This window comes from Halosegnis sp., assembly GCF_042216475.1.
Lineage (GTDB): Archaea > Halobacteriota > Halobacteria > Halobacteriales > Haloarculaceae > Halosegnis.
The window spans coordinates 1-20,065 of the sequence record NZ_JBDGTV010000024.1; the positions used below are offsets into that span (position 1 = coordinate 1).

18 protein-coding genes are annotated in these 20,065 nt (G+C 62.9%); 8 read left to right on the top strand and 10 right to left on the bottom strand.

The features are described 5' to 3' along the window. From gvpF to ABEJ63_RS12925, 3 genes are read right to left on the bottom strand one after another with little or no spacing between them, the layout of a single operon-like run. Positions 1–642, bottom strand: a complete 642-nt coding sequence (gvpF, locus tag ABEJ63_RS12915; RefSeq protein WP_375796783.1) for a gas vesicle protein GvpF — start codon at positions 640–642, stop codon at positions 1–3. Next, positions 635–1,210 (bottom strand): PadR family transcriptional regulator, encoded by a 576-nt coding sequence (locus ABEJ63_RS12920; RefSeq protein WP_375796835.1) that lies wholly within the window; start codon positions 1,208–1,210, stop codon positions 635–637. Before ABEJ63_RS12920 ends, gvpF begins: the two co-directional genes overlap by 8 nt. A 2-nt stretch (positions 1,211–1,212) precedes the next feature. Next, positions 1,213–2,817 carry a gas vesicle protein GvpD basic region 2 domain-containing protein gene (locus ABEJ63_RS12925; protein WP_375796784.1) on the bottom strand — a complete coding sequence of 535 codons (1,605 nt, stop codon included), beginning with the start codon at positions 2,815–2,817 and terminating at the stop codon, positions 1,213–1,215. 201 nt (positions 2,818–3,018) lie between these two features. Here ABEJ63_RS12925 and gvpA point away from each other — a divergent pair, with 201 nt between their 5' ends. The 5 genes from gvpA to ABEJ63_RS12950 all read left to right on the top strand — a co-directional run bounded on the left by gvpA (position 3,019) and on the right by ABEJ63_RS12950 (position 6,760). Then, positions 3,019–3,249 carry a gas vesicle protein GvpA gene (gene gvpA / locus ABEJ63_RS12930; protein ID WP_375796785.1) on the top strand — a complete coding sequence of 77 codons (231 nt, stop codon included), beginning with the start codon at positions 3,019–3,021 and terminating at the stop codon, positions 3,247–3,249. Between the two features lie 89 nt (positions 3,250–3,338). Beyond that, positions 3,339–4,487, top strand: coding sequence for a gas vesicle protein GvpC (locus ABEJ63_RS12935; protein ID WP_375796786.1), 1,149 nt, complete (start codon positions 3,339–3,341; stop codon positions 4,485–4,487). Next, the gene (gvpN, locus tag ABEJ63_RS12940; RefSeq protein WP_375796787.1) at positions 4,484–5,527 is read left to right on the top strand and encodes a gas vesicle protein GvpN; all 1,044 of its coding nucleotides are present in this window, start codon (positions 4,484–4,486) and stop codon (positions 5,525–5,527) included. Before ABEJ63_RS12935 ends, gvpN begins: the two co-directional genes overlap by 4 nt. Positions 5,528–5,550: 23 nt before the next feature. After that, entirely contained in the window at positions 5,551–5,973 is a 423-nt protein-coding gene (locus ABEJ63_RS12945; protein ID WP_375796788.1) for a gas vesicle protein, read from the top strand. A 22-nt stretch (positions 5,974–5,995) separates the two neighbouring features. Then, positions 5,996–6,760 carry a ParA family protein gene (locus ABEJ63_RS12950; RefSeq protein WP_375796789.1) on the top strand — a complete coding sequence of 255 codons (765 nt, stop codon included), beginning with the start codon at positions 5,996–5,998 and terminating at the stop codon, positions 6,758–6,760. An 853-nt stretch (positions 6,761–7,613) separates the two neighbouring features. On the opposite strand, the gene ABEJ63_RS12955 is transcribed toward ABEJ63_RS12950, so the two are convergent. Beyond that, positions 7,614–10,019 carry a DUF2309 domain-containing protein gene (locus ABEJ63_RS12955; protein WP_375796790.1) on the bottom strand — a complete coding sequence of 802 codons (2,406 nt, stop codon included), beginning with the start codon at positions 10,017–10,019 and terminating at the stop codon, positions 7,614–7,616. Next, positions 10,009–11,496: a proton-conducting transporter membrane subunit gene (locus ABEJ63_RS12960; protein ID WP_375796791.1), complete on the bottom strand. Its 1,488-nt coding sequence runs from the start codon at positions 11,494–11,496 to the stop codon at positions 10,009–10,011. Before ABEJ63_RS12960 ends, ABEJ63_RS12955 begins: the two co-directional genes overlap by 11 nt. A gap of 527 nt (positions 11,497–12,023) precedes the next feature. Here ABEJ63_RS12960 and ABEJ63_RS12965 point away from each other — a divergent pair. The 3 genes from ABEJ63_RS12965 (at position 12,024) to ABEJ63_RS12975 (ending at position 14,516) form a co-directional block, all read left to right on the top strand. Continuing rightward, positions 12,024–13,040 carry an amidohydrolase family protein gene (locus ABEJ63_RS12965; RefSeq protein ID WP_375796792.1) on the top strand — a complete coding sequence of 339 codons (1,017 nt, stop codon included), beginning with the start codon at positions 12,024–12,026 and terminating at the stop codon, positions 13,038–13,040. A gap of 267 nt (positions 13,041–13,307) precedes the next feature. Next, positions 13,308–14,210 carry a bile acid:sodium symporter family protein gene (locus ABEJ63_RS12970; protein ID WP_375796793.1) on the top strand — a complete coding sequence of 301 codons (903 nt, stop codon included), beginning with the start codon at positions 13,308–13,310 and terminating at the stop codon, positions 14,208–14,210. A gap of 99 nt (positions 14,211–14,309) precedes the next feature. Next, complete coding sequence (locus ABEJ63_RS12975; protein ID WP_375796794.1) at positions 14,310–14,516, top strand: heavy-metal-associated domain-containing protein; 207 nt, start codon at positions 14,310–14,312, stop codon at positions 14,514–14,516. Between the two features lie 105 nt (positions 14,517–14,621). Here the strand turns inward: ABEJ63_RS12975 and ABEJ63_RS12980 are convergent, their stop codons facing one another. From ABEJ63_RS12980 to ABEJ63_RS13000, 5 genes are all read right to left on the bottom strand, one after another. Beyond that, on the bottom strand, positions 14,622–16,868 hold the full coding sequence (locus ABEJ63_RS12980; protein WP_375796795.1) for a heavy metal translocating P-type ATPase: 2,247 nt from the start codon (positions 16,866–16,868) through the stop codon (positions 14,622–14,624). 82 nt (positions 16,869–16,950) lie between these two features. Further along, a complete protein-coding gene (locus ABEJ63_RS12985) occupies positions 16,951–17,373 on the bottom strand; it encodes an EamA family transporter (RefSeq protein ID WP_375796796.1) in 423 nt (140 codons plus the stop codon). 175 nt (positions 17,374–17,548) lie between these two features. Beyond that, positions 17,549–17,980, bottom strand: coding sequence for a Zn-ribbon domain-containing OB-fold protein (locus tag ABEJ63_RS12990; RefSeq protein WP_375796797.1), 432 nt, complete (start codon positions 17,978–17,980; stop codon positions 17,549–17,551). Beyond that, complete coding sequence (locus ABEJ63_RS12995) at positions 17,977–19,146, bottom strand: thiolase C-terminal domain-containing protein (protein WP_375796798.1); 1,170 nt, start codon at positions 19,144–19,146, stop codon at positions 17,977–17,979. The genes ABEJ63_RS12990 and ABEJ63_RS12995 overlap by 4 nt, the downstream gene beginning before the upstream one ends. Before the next feature lie 226 nt (positions 19,147–19,372). Beyond that, positions 19,373–20,041: a helix-turn-helix domain-containing protein gene (locus tag ABEJ63_RS13000; RefSeq protein WP_375796799.1), complete on the bottom strand. Its 669-nt coding sequence runs from the start codon at positions 20,039–20,041 to the stop codon at positions 19,373–19,375. Positions 20,042–20,065 lie beyond the last annotated feature (24 nt).

Sequence of the window (20,065 nt, forward strand, 5' to 3'; positions counted from 1 at the left end):
TTATCGCCCTCCTTGTTGTTCGGCCCCGATATGGATATCCACAAAGTTGTATGGAGGCCAGGGGCCCGTGTACTTAATGGTCAACGCGCCGTCGTACTTGGCGTCAATCTCATCAATCGCGGTATCAAAGTTGTCGCGCTGGTCACGGGCTACGAGGTATGACTTGTTGATAATCAAGCGGTCGGTGAAAAGGTCGTTCTCGGTTTCGTTGATGCTGAGTTCTGTCAGCTGGTCTGTGACAGTGGCTTCGATGTCGTCTTGGGGGACCGTGTCGTCAGCAGGCGCAAGTATCTTGACGCCAAGTTCAACGGTCCCGTCAATATCGTTGAGCGTACTACGCAACGCACGTCGTGCCCCGCGTAATACGCCTTTGAGCGTGCGCGCATTCTTGAAAGCCATCCCGAAACTCATCGGCACGACCGTGCGCCCACCATCGTACTCCAGCACATGTTGGAGGACAGTATTATGCGCCTCCACGTCTTCGTCAGTTCGGTCAGGCTCAGTCGTGTGAATGTCGGACACGACTGCCGAGAAGGTCTTGTAATCGACCGTGTAAATCTGGTCTGCACCAGCGACGCCCTCAACATCCAATTCGAGGTCTTCCTGTGCGATGATGCCGTATGTGTATAGGTTCTCACTCATCGGACTCACTCCGGTGGGATTGTGACTGCTCGGCGTTGCAATCGGTCAGGCCGCTCTTCAGAACGAACGCAAACAACAGCAACTGATCGGCCGCGTGGTCTATTCGGGCCAACGCTGCGTCAGGGTCGGACAGGGAGTATATCTTGCGTTTGCTCAACTTTTGCATTTCGAGTAGACCGTTGTCTGCTAGATCATTTAAATGTGGATAGACCGTGCCCGGACTCAGATCCGTCCCAAACAATCGCCGAATATCTTGTAACAGTTCTTTGCCGCAGGCGCCATCGCGCACAGCAATCAGGAGGAGCAGAATTGTGTCAACGTGCTCGGTAACAATCTTATCACTGATTGTGTGCAATCGGTCATTGTCAAGCCATCCGTCTAACGCCGCGATCATGTCATCAGTCAGCGGCGCATCCGTGTATCGTCGTACCGCTCCTTCGTCAGGCGGTTGGTCGTCGTGAGCTGCTGCACCGTCGGCTTCGATCGCCGATTCGAGATCGGAGCCTGTGAGTGAGAGCACGGCGTTGAGGTCAATGTCTTCGGTGAGCGCCTCCAGCGGGTCGTTCATCATCAGACCATCTCCGTGAGCGTGATTGTGGGAATCGACTCTGATTGGCTGATGCCGATACCAAGCAGCGGAGTCAACGGATTTTCACCATATAAAATGATGGCGTCACTGGACCGTTCCAGCCGGAAGTGCATATCGGCTACCCGATCTGCTTGTGTCCGGAGTTCAGTTCCTGGCTTGGTGATGAGGATTGTCAGGTCGTTGTGGAGAGCAACATAATTCGCAAAGTCGCCCAGCCGGGTTTCGAACGCGTCCCGCGCCGTATCCATACTGATTACGTGCAACAGCGGGGTTTCACATTCGTCTCGCGCCCGTTCAACGTGAGCCATGTAGGGTTCGTACGCGAGTTGTCCACCTTCTATAGGCGCCTCCAGATCTGCACCAATCGGAGCCGACTGACCATCTCCTGCATCCCTCGCACGTGGCTCATCGCCCTGCCCGTCTGCCTCATCTGCCGGCGTCGCCGTATCGGCCGGTGGGGTTGTCGCTGCTATCTCAGAAGAAGAGGCACCGGGGTCCAATTGAGTGTATCGGCCGGCATTATAAGTTGGACCAGCATACGTGCCGAACACGTGGCAGTATGTGTTGAAGACCTGTGACGAAAGTGCGGTACTGAGATCGTTGTGAAGTAACCCAGGGCTACCCTCTCGGGGTGGGACGACTGCAACGCCCATCTCCTGAGTCAGGAAATTACGAATCGTCGGGAGTGTCAATACGCTCCACGCGTCACGAGACAAATCGGGACCAAGATCAAGATGAACGACGCTGCCGCGATTGTAGCCCCCAGAGAGAATCCGGTCAAGATCACGAATGCCAGTCGAGAATTTCGCCTTCGAATTTGGTAGAGGCGTCCACGCGCCATCCGCGGTTCCTGTCCGAATGGATGGTAGTTCGACTGGCGTGATTGCTTGAAACTGGCCGCCAGCAAGTGTAAACGGTTGTAAGCGGTTGGCAATCCGAACGCCTCGAAGCTTTTCCAAGCGAAGATGCCGACGCGTTCGGCCGCGATTATCCTCTTCAACTTCGAGAGTGACAACACCATCGGCGATGTAGCCAAGCGATGAGGAGTCTGCTGTTTCTGACACCAACATCAGACGGATGTTTTCTTCGCGAGCAAGAACGACCAGTTGATTCGTCACTGTCTCGATATCAGGGGGGGCATCGTGGCGCGTCGCTAAGTACTCATAGATGAGTTCCCAGCTATCGAACGCGATTGTGAGTTGTGTGGTCGCGGCGTTGACTTCTTGGATCCATTTGAGCAGTGAATCCAAATCGAGTTTCTCGAATGGCACGTCCACATCTACTGGATGTTCGAATGGGTCTCGAGAGAGGTCAAGAATCGCAGTTGTGTCAAGTGAGGAATGATCATCGAAGTACATCTCATGAACCGTCTCTTGATCAACGCGTGTGGATACGTAGAGGACATCCCCATCCCGGTCCAATGTGTCGAGTCCACGGATCGTGAACAACGTCTTTCCCGTGCCTGGTGCGCCGTTGACAAGGAGCGTGTGCCCAGTATCACCGGTGAAGAACTGGCTGATCTCGTGCGGGAACAGCGCGAGTCCGGTATGGTCTGTGGGCGGTTGAGCGGGACTCGGTGGGCTCATTCCTTTGCTCCAGTCGCTGTCGGCAGGGCGTTTAGGACCTGGCGGTGAGGATTCCTTCGCATATGGACCGTACAGACTAGTTTATCCTCCCCTCACTTGGAAGTATGACTCATTACAGGCGATGAAACAACTGCTGAAACTGTCCGAATCTTTTTACCAGGTGCGGGTACACCGAAGAGTGGGTTCAAGCCCAGATCACCAATGGCACAGCCAGATTCCTCAAGCTTGGCAGAAGTTCTCGATCGCGTACTGGACAAAGGCGTCGTCGTAGACGTGTTCGCTCGTGTGTCGCTCGTTGGCATCGAAATCGTAACCGTCGAGGCACGCGTCGTCGCCGCCTCGGTGGATACCTTCCTCCATTACGCAGAAGAAATCGCCAAAATTGAACAAGCCGAACTTACCGCAGGCGTTGAAGCGGCACCCGAGGCCTGACGCACAGGTCTCCCATTCGGCCCAACGACAAGAGGGTGAATAGCTTGCAAACCTTGCCATTAATACCTTTTTGCGATACAAACCAACCCATGAGTGTCACAGACAAACGCGACGAGATGAGAGCGGCCCGCGAGGAGTTCGCGGAAGCACAGGACGAATTCGAATCATACACCGAGGAGTTTGCAGCTGACGTCGCGACAAAACACAACGAGGTTGATAATCTCGTTGATACGATCGGTGAATTCCAGGCGGAGATGACCAGCACGGCAGATGCGTTTCACACCTATGGTGATACGTTTGCCGCTGATGTCGACCGACTCCGTACCGATATCGACGCCCAGCGGGACGTGATCCGTGACCTCCAGGATGCATTCGAGACGTATACTGAGACGTTCGCGACAGACGTCGCAGACAAGCAGGATATCGGCGATCTGTTAGCGGCGGTTGAGACGCTGCGAACGGAGATGAATACAACCCACGAGACGTTCGCTGCATACGCCGATGATTTCGCAGCCGATGTCGCCGCGCTTCGCGATATAGCCGACCTGGTTGCGGCAATCGACGACCTGCGAGAGGGCTTTACCGCCGTGCACGACACGTTTGACGACTACGCTGATGGTTTCGATGCCGAGCTTGACCAGTTCCATGCTGCCACCGCCGACCAACGCGAGCGCTTCGCCGCGACCGCCGACGCCTTTGCAGAGTACCGAGAGACATTCCACGGCGAGGAAGTAGGCGCACTCCTCGAAGCAATCGATGACTACCAGCAGGAGATTGGTGCCTTCCGAGCGGAGTTCGAAACGACGGAAGACGCATTCGCTGCCTTCGCCCGTGACTTCTACGGCCACGAGAGGCTGGCCCAGGCAGGCGCCGCCGAAGCGGAGGCCGACCCCATTGAAACCGAAGCGGACGCAGATGTGGACGCACAGGTCTCACCGGATGAAGCTGCTGGAGGATCCGTCAATTCCGAGAACGAAGACTCCGAGTTGGTCGATGTTGACACGACGACGCCGGCCGAAGCAAGCAGTCCCGTGGATGCGACAGACGAAGCGAAAAAGACAGACGCAGAGGAGGGAACGGAGGAAGACCCACCGGAGGACATGGTTGAGTGCCGGGTCTGTGGCGAATACTACCAGGCGATTACGGAGCCACACCTCCAGACACATGATATGACCATTCAGGAGTACCGCGACGAATTCGGTGAGAACACCCCGCTTCGACCGGATGATCAAGCATGACAGACGGCTCCCGGAAGCGAAAAGTACGCGGCTCCCAGATTCGCTCGTCACACGAGGAGAAGCGACAGCAGCGAACACAGCAACAAGAGGACAAAGAACTCGAGCGGCTCGAAAAACAGCGCGACGGTCGGAGTCGAGAGGCCCCGACTGATCGTAAGGGAGGATTCTCTCCTGAGGAACAGCCGTTTATCGAGACAGAGGCAGTCAAGCAGGTCCAAACGCGGATGGAACGGTGGCTCGATGTTGGGCGTCCTGTTCACGTGATTGGCCCCACCGGTTCCGGCAAAACCTCGCTGGCCATACATGTCGCGCAAGAACGGGACCGGCCTGTAGTCTGGATTAATGGCGACGCTGACCTCACGACGAGCGACCTGGTCGGTGAATACGCTGAAAAGGAGCGTATCTCGGAACGGGATCAATTTATCCACAATGTCGTCAAGAGTAAAGATATCGTCCGGGATCGATGGGTGGATAATCCGCTCACACTTGCCGTGCGAGAGGGCGCGACGCTCGTCTACAACGAGTTCTCCCGCACCAAACCAGTCGCGAACAATGTGCTCTTGTCGGTCTTCGAGGAAGGTGTGCTCGAGTTGCCAGGGAAACGCGGAGAGTCGCGCTACGTCGATGTCCATCCCGAGTTTCGAGCAATCTTGACGTCGAACTCTATCGAGTACGCTGGCGTCCACGAGCCACAAGATGCGCTGCTTGACCGCCTCGTTGGTATCTACACGGATTTTTACGACCTCGAGACAGAAATTGAGATTGTTCAAGCTCACGTGGATGACGCTGACAGTACGGAGATTGAACAGATTGTGCGAGTAATGCACGAATTGCGTGAGGTGCTTGATACCACGGTCGGCACGCGGGCCGCAATCATGGTCGCTGAAGGAGCGACGACCGTCGACACGCTTGACCAAGCGACCTTGGCCGACATCTGCACGGATGTGCTGGCCTCAAAAGTCGCCCAGCGGAGTGCTGTTCACGACTTACGGGCTGATATCGAGGCGACACTTGACGAGTTGGGAGCCAGTCCTTCTTAAGACTCGGCTCCCGAGATAAAAGCATGGCAGACTCACCAGACGACCACCCAGGTCACGACAACGACGACAGCACCACCCCACCGTCCTCTCCGGACAGTGACGAGGCGTCAGCAACCGCCGACGCCGACAGCGCTGACGAAACCCCGCCGGGCGAGGCAACTCGCTCATCGTCGTCAAGAGAGACGCTCACGCTGGTTGCTGCGCAAAAGCGAGCAGAAGAGGCCGCAAAAGAGCTATTGGACCACCCATTCGAGGGAATTATCAAAGCGGAAGCGGCGGATGGCGACGGCTGGCGGACAATCGTCGAAGTCGTTGAACGGAGTGCCGTTCCCGATACGCAAGATATCATCGGCCGCTACGAAATCATGCTTGATGCGGCAGGGGCAGTGACTGGCTACGAACTTCTCGAACGATATCGCCGCAACGATATGAAAGAAGAACTGTAGTAGGGCGGAAACGACACCAAACATGGCCTATCGGCTGACAGTAGCTAATGAGAAAGGCGGTGTTGGGAAGACAACGACCGCAATTAATCTCGCCGGAGCCCTTGCTGACCGCGGGCACGAGGTGTTATTTGTTGATCTTGATGCGCAAGGAAACGGGACAATCGGACTTGATCTCGACACAGCCTATACCGACGACCAACTCTCGTTGTATGATCTCCTCCTCAATTTGGACGAGCAACAGAAGATTGATGCGGTCATACGCTCGGACGAAGAGTTCGATGTGCTCCCGTCGCACGTCGATATGTTCAATGCTGAGGCCGAACTGCAAACGGCGATGCGTGGGCGTGAACGGCTCTGGATGGCCTTGGAGGAACTGGAGGGCGACTACGCGTATATCATCGTTGATGCGCCCCCATCACTGGGGTTACTCACGGACAATGCACTCCTTGCCTGCCGAAACGTCCTCATCCCGGCCCTCCCCGAGGAGGCGTCCCAGCATGCATTAAATATTCTATTTGGCCATATTGACACGCTGGAAGACGGATATGGCGTCGAGATTGATACGGTTGGACTCGTCGCTAACAGAATCGAGGTGGATGGCGAGACCGACCGGATGCTGGAGCGGTTTCGTGCTCAGTATGAGTCACTCCCAATCTGGCGGATCCGGAACCGGGTTGTGCTCAAGCGGGCGTGGGCAAACGGAACATCGGTCTTCGCTCATCCGGAAACGACAGATATGGAGGAGCGGCTACACACTATCGCGGCTCACCTCGAGCAAATAGGTTGACATCCTCCCCGCGCTGACGTGCGAGGATTCTAGCGCGGGACAGCGAGCCGGGCCCCGTCCCCGCTGGCACTGTCTCGCCTGCCGAACGGGGACCGGCGAGGCGATCCCGGGGTCGTGCGCGATCCGTCGGCCCCGCGAGGGGTGTGGCGTGTTCGGCGCCTGGGGCGGACGCGGTATCCGCGTGCACCGTGCATCCCGGTCGTCTCGGAGCGACGGTGGGGATGCCCCCGGTCGCCCGTTCGGAGCGTCCGGGCACGGGCCGTGCCATCGGCCTGCCTGCCCTTCATGCCATGATTGGCAGGCACAATCGGGCGAGGGTCGCGTTTTGCCTGCCGTGTCACCACAGCCGTGGAGACGCCCGCTCGGGAACGGTGTGGTAGCCTTCGTCGTCCGGGTGGACCTCTCTCCGGCTGCCAGTTTGTGCCTGGTGTGCGTACCGCGACAGACGCTATCAAGGGGGTAATCCCGGCGGTTGTGGTCCTGTTGGCGGATTCATCCCCGCCGTGAGCGGCGAGGCGTTCTCCTCGAACTTCCGTAAACTACCCACCTCTACCCGCTCACGGCGTCGCCGGTCGGTTCGTTGTGAGTGGGGCCTTCGCGTGGACTCCCGTTCTGACCGATATCTACCAGCAAGAGAGGTCATATCCTCTGTTCGCGTTTAGCATCTCATAGTTCGCGCGCACGCCCACAGGTGCGCCTCCGCGTCTCCAGTTCGGGGACGGCGGAGATACCGCAGTCTGACGGGTTTTGCGGCGGTGTAGTCGGCGTGAAGAGAGGCAGGTGGGCTAGTAACGGCCCGCCGCTAAGGCCCACCTAAACTAGTTGGGGGGTCCCACCAGGAGTAGGGGCGCGGTTAGTCGTCGGCGACGGCCTGTCCAGGCGTCGGCTCCGGCTGAGTGTCGGGCTGGTCGGTGACTGGCTGCCACTCGCCGCCAGGCCCGTAGTGGAAGGCTCGGTGGTCCTGGGTCGGGTCGACGACCGTCAGCGAGAGCCACCTGTTGTCCAGCAGTGTGGTCAAGTTCTCGTGGCCAGATACTATACCCGCAACCCGCTCGACCGGCGCGTGGATAACCGTCGATAGGCGGAGTGGCTGGTGATACGGGTCGTCGTCGGCCTGCATCAGCGACTGGAGCGGGAGCCCGCTCATCAGGTCGCCGCCGTTGCCCTGATAGACGCCGACGTTCCCGACCGGATTCTGGGTCACCTTCGAGCCACTGCCGTAGACGGCGGTATCGACCGTCGAAAAGTAGTACTGGGTGTTGATCCACTGGGTGACGACGAGTGGCCCGGTCAGGATGGCCTCGAGCGCGTCGCCGTCCTCGTCAGTCGTCCAGTCGTACGAGTGGAGGAACGCGCGGCCGTCGAGATCACAACCGCTGGTCAACCCGCGGGGACCGATCACGAAGCCGGCGTTGCCGGCCAGTCCCCACTCGGGGCGTGTCTCGGCCCAGTCGGCCGCCCGCCGTTCCGTCTCAGTGATGCCGGTCGCGTCGTCGGCACCCAGCGCCGCGGCCCGCTCGGCCGCCGCCGTCTCGCGAGCCGTCGCGAGGTCCGACCGCAACTGCGCGAGGTCGGCCGCGTGGCTCTCGGGCACGTCGTCGGCGAACAGCTCGACTTCGTCGGTGGTGGTGTTGTGCTGGCCGGCCACGAAGACGGTATCCTCCGGGATTGCAATCCCGCGGTCGCGGAGGTCGGCCTTGACGTCGTCGTCGTTACAGATGGCCGCGAGAACGCGCGCATTCGGGCCGCCGGGATTGCCCGCACAGGCGCCACAGTCCAGACTCGCATCGTAGGGGTTGTTGGCCGTCTCGCTGGCATGGCCCGCGAACACGACGAGCCGGCCGAACTCCTGGATGCCCATCAGCTCGACGGCCGTCGCCGCGTACTCGACTTTCTCGTTGTGAGTCAGCCCCACCGGCAGGTCGCCGTCGTAGGTGTGCTGGTGGTGGACCAGCGGCTCACAGAACGTGTGGTCGTCGGGGACCAGGTCGGCGACGGTGTCGACTATGTCGTGGACACGACCAGGGATGAGCGTCCGGGCGGCGAGTGAGAGGCCATAGCCGCTCCCGACGGTCTCGACGTAGCCGTAGGCGGTGGCGGCGTTCGCCTCCAGAATCTCGATGACCTCGTCGGCGGCCCTCCGGATGCTCGTCCAGCGGTCGTGGCGGGCCCGTGTCTCGTCGTCGGTGGGGAACTCGCGGACATGGTGCTGTGGGTCAAGAATCGGGGGACAGGCGGTGACCGACACCTCGCTGTCGTACCCCTGATACTCCATCGGAATCCCGAAGAAGCCGGCGTACCCGTGGGTCTCGTAGTCGCCCGTCGCCTCGATATGACGGCGGATCACCTCCGAGCGGGTGTCGATACAGAAGACCAGCTGGGCGGCTGGGCGGCCCGATGGCTCGCTGTCGGCCAACTCCTCACTCTGGGCCGTGACGGTCCCGACGAGGTCCGCGCGATAGGTGGCTTCCCAGGCCCGCAGGAAGGCCTGTGCAATCTCGTCCGCCGGGGCCGGGCCGTCGGCAGCGGGTGCCGGTTCGATCTGGGCGTCGACGGCATCGAGCAGGGCCAGCCGTGCGGCCAGATAGCCCGCCAGCGAGATGGGATACTGCGTCTGCCAGGTGCCCTCGTCCGCGGCGCGCTGCTTGATGAACCCGGTCCAGCCCGGAAGAGCGGTCAGTTGTGCCTCCAGGATAGCCACCCACTCGTCGGCTGGATACGACGACAGCACCGCCTCGATTGCGTCGAGTGGCGCCTCTGGTAGGTCGGCGACCAGCCCCGCGTTTGGGATGTCGCTGTCGTGGGGGGCGACGCTGCGGAAGGCGGCGTAGAAGCCCGCCTCGCGGTTCGGCATCGACCAGTGGGCGCTGCCCTCGTCGAGGAAGGCCGCCAGCCACTTGCACAGCACCCGGTCGACGTGGGTCGTGGCGCTGTCGGTGTCCGCAGGCTCCTCAGTGGCGGTATCGGCTAGACGGTCGAGGAGCGCACGCGGGTCGGCCTCGTAGCCGGCGTCGGCCAGTTCCGCCTCGAGGATGGACCAGTCAATCTGGCCACGCTCCAAGGCGGTCGCGAACATGTCGGCACTGGGGTAGCCACGGCCGCCGAGCAGCGTCGCCGCTCGGTCGACCGCCTCCGCGAACGGCTGGTCCTCGAACCCAGCGAGCGGATTGGCCGTCACGAACGAGTGGAGCGGCCAGAGGCCGCCGACGGTGGTTGCTGCCTGGTCGATGCTGTCGCGGATGGCGGTGTCAGTACTCATTGTATTCCTCCGAGGAGGTGAGGACGGTGGCGGCGGCCGGTTGGGTGGCGTTCAACAGAGCCACGTACAGTCGCTGGCTGTGTTCGTGGATGCCCGTCTCGATGGCGACGTAGATGCCGACGAAGGCGACCGCGATGACGCCGTGGAGCAGGGTCAACTCGGTCGTGGCCGTGCTGACCGCCAGCAGGCCCGAGATACCCTCGTAGACCACAGCGTAGATGACGATCGCCGGGAAGAACACCAGCGGGACGGCCCCGTAGCGGGCGAGCGTCGGCAGCGAGGTCTGCTGGACCGAGCTGCGGGCGGCGTGGAGTGTGGTGACCACAACGAAGAACGTCAACAGCAGGCCGCTGTCGACGGTGGCGCCCTTCCCCGTGAGCACGGTGAACACGACGCCGCCGCCGAGGCCGGTCACCACGGCCACGGTGATGCCCACGAGGCTGGTGATCCGGCCGAGCGTGTGTTCGGTGGTCTCGTGTGGGCGTGTGTGCTCGACCTGGGCGCCCGTGCTGAGGAACTGATAGGCCTTGTAGCAGCCGTGCAGGATGAGGTGGGTGATGGCGGCCCCGAAGAAGCCGAGACCGGCCTGCATGATCATGAAGCCCATCTGGCCGACCGTCGAGCAGCCAAGCTGGCCTTTGACGTCCGTCTGGACGGACTTCAGGAGTTTCCCGCCGCCCGCACTCGCCGCGCCGACGGCCACCACCGCGAGCATGAACGTGGCGTCGACGGTGATGACCGGAGCGAAGCGGGTCAGCAGGATGCCGCCCGCGTTGACGAAGCCCGCGTGCATCAGCGCAGAGGCGGGCGTCGGGGCAGTCATCGACGAGAGCAGCCAGCTGTGGAACGGGATCAGTGCGGACTGGATCATGGCCGCGAGCAGGAGCGCGCTGGCGGCCGCCAGCCACACCGGCCCGCCGAGCGTGTCCGCAGCCGCGCCGATGCCGGAGATGGAGGTGGCGCCGGTCGCCCACCAAAGGGCGACCAGGGCGCCGCCGAGCAGCGCGCTACTGGCCAGGAAATACCGGCGTGCGACCGCGGCAGCCGCCTGGGCCTGCGGCCAGCCCTCGGTGACCCCGATGAGTGCGGCCATCGTCAGGCCCATGGCCAGCCACAGGCCGGCGAACAGGGCGACGTGGTCGGCTGCGACGAGGGCCATCACGACGGTGGTGAAGCCGCTCATCGCGAAGAAGAACCGCGGCTTGTGTGTGCTGCCGGCCATGTAGCGGCGCGAGTAGCTGTGGACGATGCCGCTAAAGAACGTGACCACCGTCCACAGCAGCACCGTCAGCCCGTCGACGGCGATTACCCCGGGGATAGCCCAGCCAGTCCAGCCTCGCATGCTGGCGACGAGAGCCGCCAGGCTCGCGACAAACAGCGTCCACACGAGCCATGTTAGGACAGCGGGCACGACCGGCGAATCCGCCGTCGTGTCCGGGAGCGCTCCGACCGTCGGTGTTGGACTCTCATCTGGCATCGTTCGATTCGTCGTACGACCCACAGCAGCACCCTATCCCTGGCCGACAGGCCCGCTCGCAGTCGTAGTTACCCACTGCTTGGACAGATTGGTTATTAAGTCTGTCTATATTCACAGTGTGTTCGGCAAGATGGTGTAAAAGAACATTATGGTTTTTCCGGTGGGATGTCGTGCCGCCCGGGCGCAGCGGCCAGACGCGACGGCCTGCGACACGGGCCGCGGGCCCGTCAGCGAGCGGCGCTCGGCTGGCACGCCAGGGCGATGCGCCGTCGGGAATTACCGGGTATCGCGTGTCAAGGGCCCGCTCTGGACACATCGGCGTGATTGTGGGCGCTGCCCGTGTCGGTCAACGACGCAGGGATAGCTATTCGAGACGAACCTTGGTGGCAGCCCGCCTCGCCGCCGAGCCAGTGCCGGGCTGTAGCGTCGCAGCGTGACCGATGTGGTCCTGTGTTGGCTGTCTGCGACCGAACCGTTCGGCACACGCAGACAGAAACCCATATCGTTACGCATCTCTGGGTCTTCGTATGGAAACCGTCTCGGGCACAATCCTCGCCGGCCAGTCGTTCGACCCGGTGCAGGGACGTGTTGTCATCAAGGAGGGGCAGATTGAGCGGATTGAGGAGACAGCCACGGACTCGACCGATATCATCCTGCCGGCGTTCGTCAACGCCCACACCCATCTGGGTGATTCCGTTGCGAAAGAGGCGGCGGTCGGGCTGTCGCTCGAGGAGGCAGTGGCACCGCCGGACAGCCTCAAACACCGCCGCCTGGCCGCCGCCGACCAGGCGGAGTTCGTGGCGGCGATGCGTCGGACGCTCCGCTTCATGCAGCGCACAGGGACGGTCTCCTGTCTGGATTTCCGGGAGTCGGGACTCGCTGGCGCCCGCGCCCTCCGTGAGGCAGCCACAGGCGTGCCGCTGAATCCGTTCATCTTTGGGAGTGGGCCGTCGTCCGTGCTGGATGTTGCGGACGGGTACGGCGCCTCCGGGGCCAACGACGGCGAGTTCACCGACCAGCGGGCCGCCTGCCGCCGGCGCGAGGTGCCCTTTGCGATCCACGCCGGCGAACCCGACGCGACCGATATCCACCCGGCGCTCGATCTGGAACCGGACCTGCTCGTCCACATGGTCCACGCGGCCGAACCCCATCTGCAGCGGGTGGCAGCCCAGTCGGTGCCCATCGCGGTCTGTCCCCGGGCGAACACGGTGCTCGACGTCGGCACTCCGCCGATTCGAGACCTGCTCGACCACACGACGGTCGCACTCGGGACTGACAACGTGATGCTGAACCCGCCGTCGATGTTCCGGGAGATGGCGTACACGATCAGACAGTTCGACGTGACCGCCCGCGAGGTGCTGCGGATGGCGACGACGGCCGGTGCCCAGATTGCCGGCCTCGACTGTGGTATACTCGCGCCGGGCCGGCAGGCGGCCCTCATCGTCCTCGACGGTGCGTCGGACAATCTGGCGGGGACGACAGACCCCGTGGAGGCTGTCGTTCGGCGGGCTACCGAGCTGGATATCAAAGACGTTCACATGTAGACCGGAGGTGCCCGATTCCGACCGTGACACTTCCTGATTTCTGGCGGAGGCGACGGCCGCTGGCGACGTATCACGGACGAGCCTGTCGCGTTGCCCTCCTCCCACCATGAGGGGGTGAGAGTCTCCTCTTCTGTGTCACACCGGCGGTTCGGGCCGTCTCGCCCTCATTGCTCGCATCGTGTCGGACAGGACTCCCCGCAGCGAATCGACTTCTTGTACCGACGTGCTGATACGAGAGCCGCGACGAGCCTGCGGCAGGTCGCTCGTATGCCGGTAACTGATCTTATTGAAGACTATCTCCTCGTGTGGATTCTCCTCTCGGTCGGGCTGGGCATCGCCCTCCCGCAGCTCGCGGTCGTCACCCGTGCGTCGACGGCCATCCTTGCGGTGATGATCGGGAGTATCTCGCTCACGCTCTCGGTCGACCAGTTTCGCCAGATCGACCGCCGGACACTCGGGCTCGTCCTTGCGGGCCACGTCGCGATGCCCTTTCTCGCCTTCGGCATCGCGTGGGCGTTGGGCTTGTCGCCGGCGCTGACCGTCGGGTTCGTGGTACTGGGGGCCGTGACGCCGGAACTCGTCACCCCGGTGATGACAGAACTCGCAGAGGGAGACACGGCGCTGTCGACGACGGCGCTGGTCGTGATCGGGGTTGGGAGTGTGGGATTCATCCCGGCGGTCGTCGCACTCTTGATCGGCGGCATCGCTGTCCCGACGCAGCCGATCGTCGAGCAGCTGATCGTGGCCGTCGTGGCCCCGATGCTCGTCGCCGTCGGTGCACGGGCAATCCAGCCGGACCGTGTCGGCGCCTACGACGCCTACTATCCGGCGGTATCGGCCACGATGGTCGTCCTAATCATCGGTGGCGTCACGGCGGCGAACGCCACGGTCATCCGGTCGAACCTGTCGTTGTTGGCCGGCGTCGGCGTCGGTGTCATCGTGCTGAATGGGCTCGGCTACGGCCTGGGCTATCTTTTGAGCTGGCGTGGGACGCGGGCGACCCGAATCGCGTCGGTCCTCTCGATTGGGATGCGGGATTTCGCCGTCGCGGCTGCGCTCGTCATCGCAGCTGGGCTGCCGACGATCGCGTCGCTGCCGGCCGTCGCATTCGGCGTGGTCGAGATGGCCACGAGTGCCGGCCTCGCGCGGTGGTTCAGCACCGCCGAGTGACCGGCCCTTGGCTGGGGGGTGTGTCTTGCTCCGGACTCGAATCCCACAGGTGTGCACGGGACCGTAATCGTCATCGCCACCGAGTGAGTAGCCGCCGGTATGCAGCGAACGACGATTTCGGTATCTGGGATGGCGTGCGACGGGTGCGAACAGAACGTGGAGACGGCTGTGGAAACGCTCGATGGCGTGAATCGCGTCGAGGCCGACCACACCGCCGACACAGTTGAGGTCGTGCGTGCGGACGATGTCGCAGACGACGACCTGCACGCGGCCATCGAACGGGCTGGCTACGACGTCTCCGCGTGAACTACTCTACCCTACTTGTTCACGGCTGACGCCGGCCACTCCACAGAGGGTGGGGACTTAGCGCGTATATTCAGCTAATCGGCCGGCGCGCGGTCGTCGGTCACGTCACCCGTCGGTAGGGTTGTCGGGGGCGAACTCGGTGGTGACGCCCTCGCCGGTGAGGAGCTGCCACCCGAAGCTGTTCGCGAGGACGGCCGAGACGGACGCCACCATCGCGCCCATCGCGACCACTGGATGGATGAGGCCTGTTGTCGCGGCGGCGACGCCGACGCCGTTGAACGCGAACGCCATCGCGAGGTTCTGGCGGGTCGTCCGGTAGCTTGCGGTGCCTATCTCGTGGGCGTCCATCACGCCACTCAGCTGGTCGCCCATCAGGACGATATCGGCCGACTCGATGGCGATATCGGTTCCGGCGCCGATGGCAATCCCGATATCCGCCTGGGTGAGCGCGGGCGCGTCGTTGATGCCGTCACCGACCATCGCCACACGGTGGCCGGCATCCTGGAGGCGCCCGATCTCCGTGCGTTTCTCGTCGGGCAACACGTCGGCCATGACGCGGTCGATGCCGACCGCGTCGGCGACCGCCTGTGCGGTGCGTTCGTTGTCGCCGGTGATTAAGACGGGCGTGATCCCAGCCTCGGTGATCCGCTGGACGGTCGCGGCGGCGTCGGGTTTGACCTTGTCGCCGATGCCGAGCAGGCCGATGAGAGTGCCAGCACGGCCAACGCCGGCCACGGTGTGCCCGCGGCGTTGCAGCCGCTCGATATCGTCGTGGGCCGGCGACAGGTCGATTCCCTCGTCGGCGAGCCAGTCCGGTTTGCCGACCAGGATCTCGTCGCCGTCGACGGTCGCCCGGACGCCCTTGCCGGTGACCGAGTCGAAGGCGTCGGGGTCGGCGGCCGTGACACCCTGCTCGTCGGCTGCCGCGAGAATCGCATCCGCGAGCGGGTGCTCGGAGAACGCCTCCGCGCTGGCCGCCGTCGCGAGGACGGCCCGCTCGTCGGCGGTGTACCCGACGACCGCGTTGACGGTCGGTTCGCCGACGGTGATGGTGCCGGTCTTGTCCAGCGCGATGTGGTCGATATCGGGCATCACCTGGAAGGCATCGCCCGAGCGCAGCAGGATACCGCGGGCGGCAGCTCTCCCGCCGCCCCGAATCAGCGCCAACGGAGTCGCCATCCCGAGGGCACACGGGTACCCGAGGACGAGCACGGCCAGCGCTGCGAACACACCACGCTGGACATCGGGGGCTGCTCCCCACGCGAGGGGGGCGACCGCCCAGAAGAGCACCGCCAGCGCGGCGATCGTCAGCACACCGGGGACGAAGTATTTGAGGATGCGGTCGGCCAGCTGGATGATACCGGGTTTCATGGCCCGCGCTTCCTCGATCTCGTGGGCGACCTGATTCAGGAACGCCTCCTCCCCGGTTGCCGTGACCTCGATGATCAGCATTCCGGTCTGGGTGACGCTACCACCGATGACGGCGTCGCCGGGCGTCGTCTCTTCGGGGATGGACTCACCGGTGGCGAGCGACGCGTCGACTGCGGAGGTTCCCTCGACGACGGTCCCATCGACGGGGATGTTCTCCCCCGGTTTGACCCGGACGCGGTCGCCGATCTCGAGATCCTCGACCGGGACCTCTTCGACGGTCCCGTCTGTCGCGACGCGACGGGCCGTCTCGGGTTTGAGGTCAAGCAGGCGCTGGACGGCCTGTGAGGCTCGCGTACGGACGATGAGGCTGGTGTACTCCGAGAGGATGTGATAGGTCGTGATGAACACGGAGACGGCGAAGAAGTGGACGGTCGGGAAGTTCGGGAAGACGACCAGGCCGAGCAGGCCACCGAGGAGCCCGGCGACCGCCCCTGCTTCGAGGAGCACGTGCTGATTGAGGATGCCGCGGCGCAGGCTCTGGACGGCTTTCGTTTTGATATAGCGACCAGGCCCGAACATCGTCCCGAGCGCCAGCCCCAGCGTGAGGAGATCCATCCCGAGCGATGGTGATTCGAACTGCCCCATCACGAATATCATCCATCCCATCAGGGCAGCGACGACGATTGCGGCGCCACCTGCCACCTGGAGGCGACGCTTCCCATCGGCGAGTTCGGCCTGCTGCTGGTCGTACCGTTTCGCCTTGTCCGGGTCGCGGATGGTATACCCGAGGTCCCGAAGCGTGTCCTTCACCTCGACCTCGCTCAGCAGGTCGTCGTCGTACCGGACGAGCACCTCCTCGTGGGCGAGACTCACATCGACGGCCTCGACACCCGTCGTGCGCCGGTAGGCTTTGGTGATACTATCGGCACAGAACGAGCAGGCCATCCCGCCGACGCTGAACTGGTCCTGTGTCGTCCCCACCGTGGGTGGCGGTTGAGAGTCGACGCGGGTAACGATTGTGTCGCCGTTCGATGCCGGATTCCGAACAGGGGGCCGGTCGTGGTCAGGTCGCGATCAGGATGACGCTCACACATGCGAAGCCGATGCCCAAAAGCTTCTTTGCGGTCACCGCCTCCCCCAGTATGAGAATGCCGGGGATGGCCCCGCCGGCGATGAAGAGCCCGTAAATCGGGACGACGACACTGGCAGGGCCCTTCGATAATGCGGTGAAATACCCGACGACGGCGAGTGTCAGCGCGACGCCAGTGAGATATGTCATGAGTGCGGCCTGCCCCCGATAGGAGTCGAGTCGCCACTCGCCCGTGAGGAGCGTCACGGCGAGGGATGCAACTGCGACGATTGCGACGGACACCGACATCACCGTGTAGGGCGAAATACGGCCGCCGTCCATTGCGAGCTTCGCGAAGATGAACACGAACGAGTAGCCAACCATGGCGATGAACGCCCACGTTATGTAGCCGAGCATACGACGTAGTGCGTGGGGTATCGGCGGCCCGTATCAATTGTTCTTCGGCGCGGCAGAACCGCTGCCGCTGTCATCGTCGCGCCAGCGGGGCGTGCGGGCTCGGGCTGGGACTGAGACAGTCCCGGCTCGTTTTGGCCACGCCACGATGTCCGTCGGCGTGGCGCCGGCCTCCCCCTCAGCGCGGCCCGAAAACGTGGACTGGCCACGCGGTCTCGTACTCCAGGGCAGCCTCTTGCTCCGCAGCCGTTGGCTCACGGACCGCGAGTTCGACGGCATCTCCGATGGCAACGTCGGCATGGTCGACGGTCACGCGCCCGAGCAGGCGCCCTCCATCGGCGAGTTCCACGACGGCGATCGTATAGGGGGCATCCGCCGCGAACGCCGACGGCGGCGCGTGGACCGCCGTGTACGCGAAGATGTGGCCCTCGGGCGACTGCGGTTCGACGTCGACATCGCGACTGCCGCACGCATAGCAGGCCGGCCGCGGCGGCAAGAGGACCTGTCCACACTCCGCACAGACTCCCCCCAAGAGGTCGCCATCCGCGAGGGCATCAAAGAACCCCGGAAGTGTCCGCGGGTCGGTCGCATCGAGCCGACTGTCAGTCATGGTGCCTCTGCCGTCGTGATTACGTGCCCGACGGTGACGGCGTCTGCGACGCCACCCTCGTTGAGTAGCAAGGCCGTCTCGGCTCCCGCAACGGCGCGGTCGCCTGCGCTTCCCGTGAGTTGTTCGTAGGCTTCGAGCGCTTGCAAGAGCCCGGTTGCGCCGATGGGGTGGCCGCGGGCCTTCAGCCCACCGCTGGGACTCAACTGTACGTCCGTCCAGCCGTCGGCCCGCTCTGCTGGCGCCCGATAGCTCTGGTAGCCCGTTCCTGTGGGGGCGAAGCCGGCAGCCTCTGCGAGTAGTGCCTCGGACACGGTGAAGGCGTCGTGGACTTCGGCGATATCGACGGCCGTGGCGTCTATGCCCGCCTCCTCGTAGGCCGTTTCAGCGGCGATGCGAGCGCCCGCGATGTCGGTCATGTCGCGCTCTGCGACCGCGATGTTGTTCGCAGCGGCCCCGCTGCCCGCAACACGTACCTGTGGCCGACCGAGATCGGCCGCTCGCTCGGCGGTCGTCACCAGGACGACCGCGGCGCCGTCGCCGACCGGGGCACAATCGTAGAGCTTCAGCGGTGGCGCTACAGGGTCGGATTCCAGGACTGTCGCCACGTCAATCTCGGTCGGGAACTGCGCCCGGGGGTTGCGGGCGGCGTTCGCGTGGTTCTTCACCGCAATCTCGGCGAGGTCCCGTTCTGTGGCGTCAGTCTCGTGGAGATAGCGGTTGGCGAGGAGTGCGTACTGACTGGGCGCGGTGACGCCGGAGCGCTGCTCGATTGCCCGGTCGAATGCCGCCGACAACGCGTTCGTCGCACCACTGGTGCCTGCGGCCGTCATCTTCTCGACGCCGCACGCGAGTACGGCCTCGTGGTCACCGTTGCGGACATCCTTGACAGCGTGGCGCAACGCGAGCGCGCCGGCTGCGGCACACCCCTCAACCCGCTCGGCGGGGACGTGACGGAGTCCGGCCCACTCAGCTAACAGTGTCCCGTGCATAATCTGGTGTTCGTAGCTCTCTGACTGGGTACCAACGTACACCGCCTCGACGATGTCAGCGGGGTCGGGCAGTTCGTCGAACGCCTCTGCGAGGGCGACCGAGAAGAGGTCTCTCCCCGGGAGGTCCGTGCGCCCGAGCGGCGAGGCCCCGACAGACGCGATGACTGGCTCTGGCATGATACTTCAACAGGGATGGAGACTCCGACTCACATTTGTCTGGCTGTTAAATTGATAACTTCGTTATACTACCATAGCATCCTTCATGAATGCTTGGCCGCTCCGCACGTCGCCAGGTAGCCGCGGCGAAAGCAACCCGAGGCGACCGCAGGAGCCCTGGCCACCTGGTAGACGCCGAGTGATGCGGTCGAAACGTGCGCCGCGGCATCGCACCGTGGAGTGTCGCTCACTCCGGTTCGGTGGTGGTGGTATCTACCAGTGATGAAATAATCAGGCGTCTGGTTCCACGCCGAAGGAGCCCACTGGCTGCAGGTTGCGAGATATCCAACTCAGCGGCGACCTGGCTGAGTGTCGCGTCCCGCGGTTCTTCGAAATACCCCATTTCAACTGCGACAAGGAGTGCGTCTCGTTGGGTATCGGTCAACCCGGCGTCCGTCTGTCCCAAACTGGCATACTCGTTCACTCGCAGTAATTCGATTTCGATCTCATTCTGCTGGGCATAATCCCAAAGATGGACCAACTCCGTTCGGTCGGGAATCCATATCGTGAGAATCCACCCACATCCATCATTCTCCATGTCGAGGACGACGCCGTTTGCGGCCGCGATGACCGGCGAGATTACCTTCGCTTCGGCGGTGTACTCAAAGCTGTAGATTGCTTCCTCGTTTCTGGTTTCGATAACACGTTCGAAGTTACCGATGGTTCTGTCGTTCCGTAACCCATCCTCGAACCGACTGAAGTCGGCCGATTCGATGTGATAGAAGAACTTCCCCGAGGTCGGATCAGTGCCAGCCTCCGACACCGACCTGACGGTCGCACTTCGGTCATGTGTAACTGCCCCTGTAAGCACTATCTCGGGATGCTCAACGCGGACAACCGCTTTGATATCGGCCATAGTCTGATTGGTAGTCGTATTATT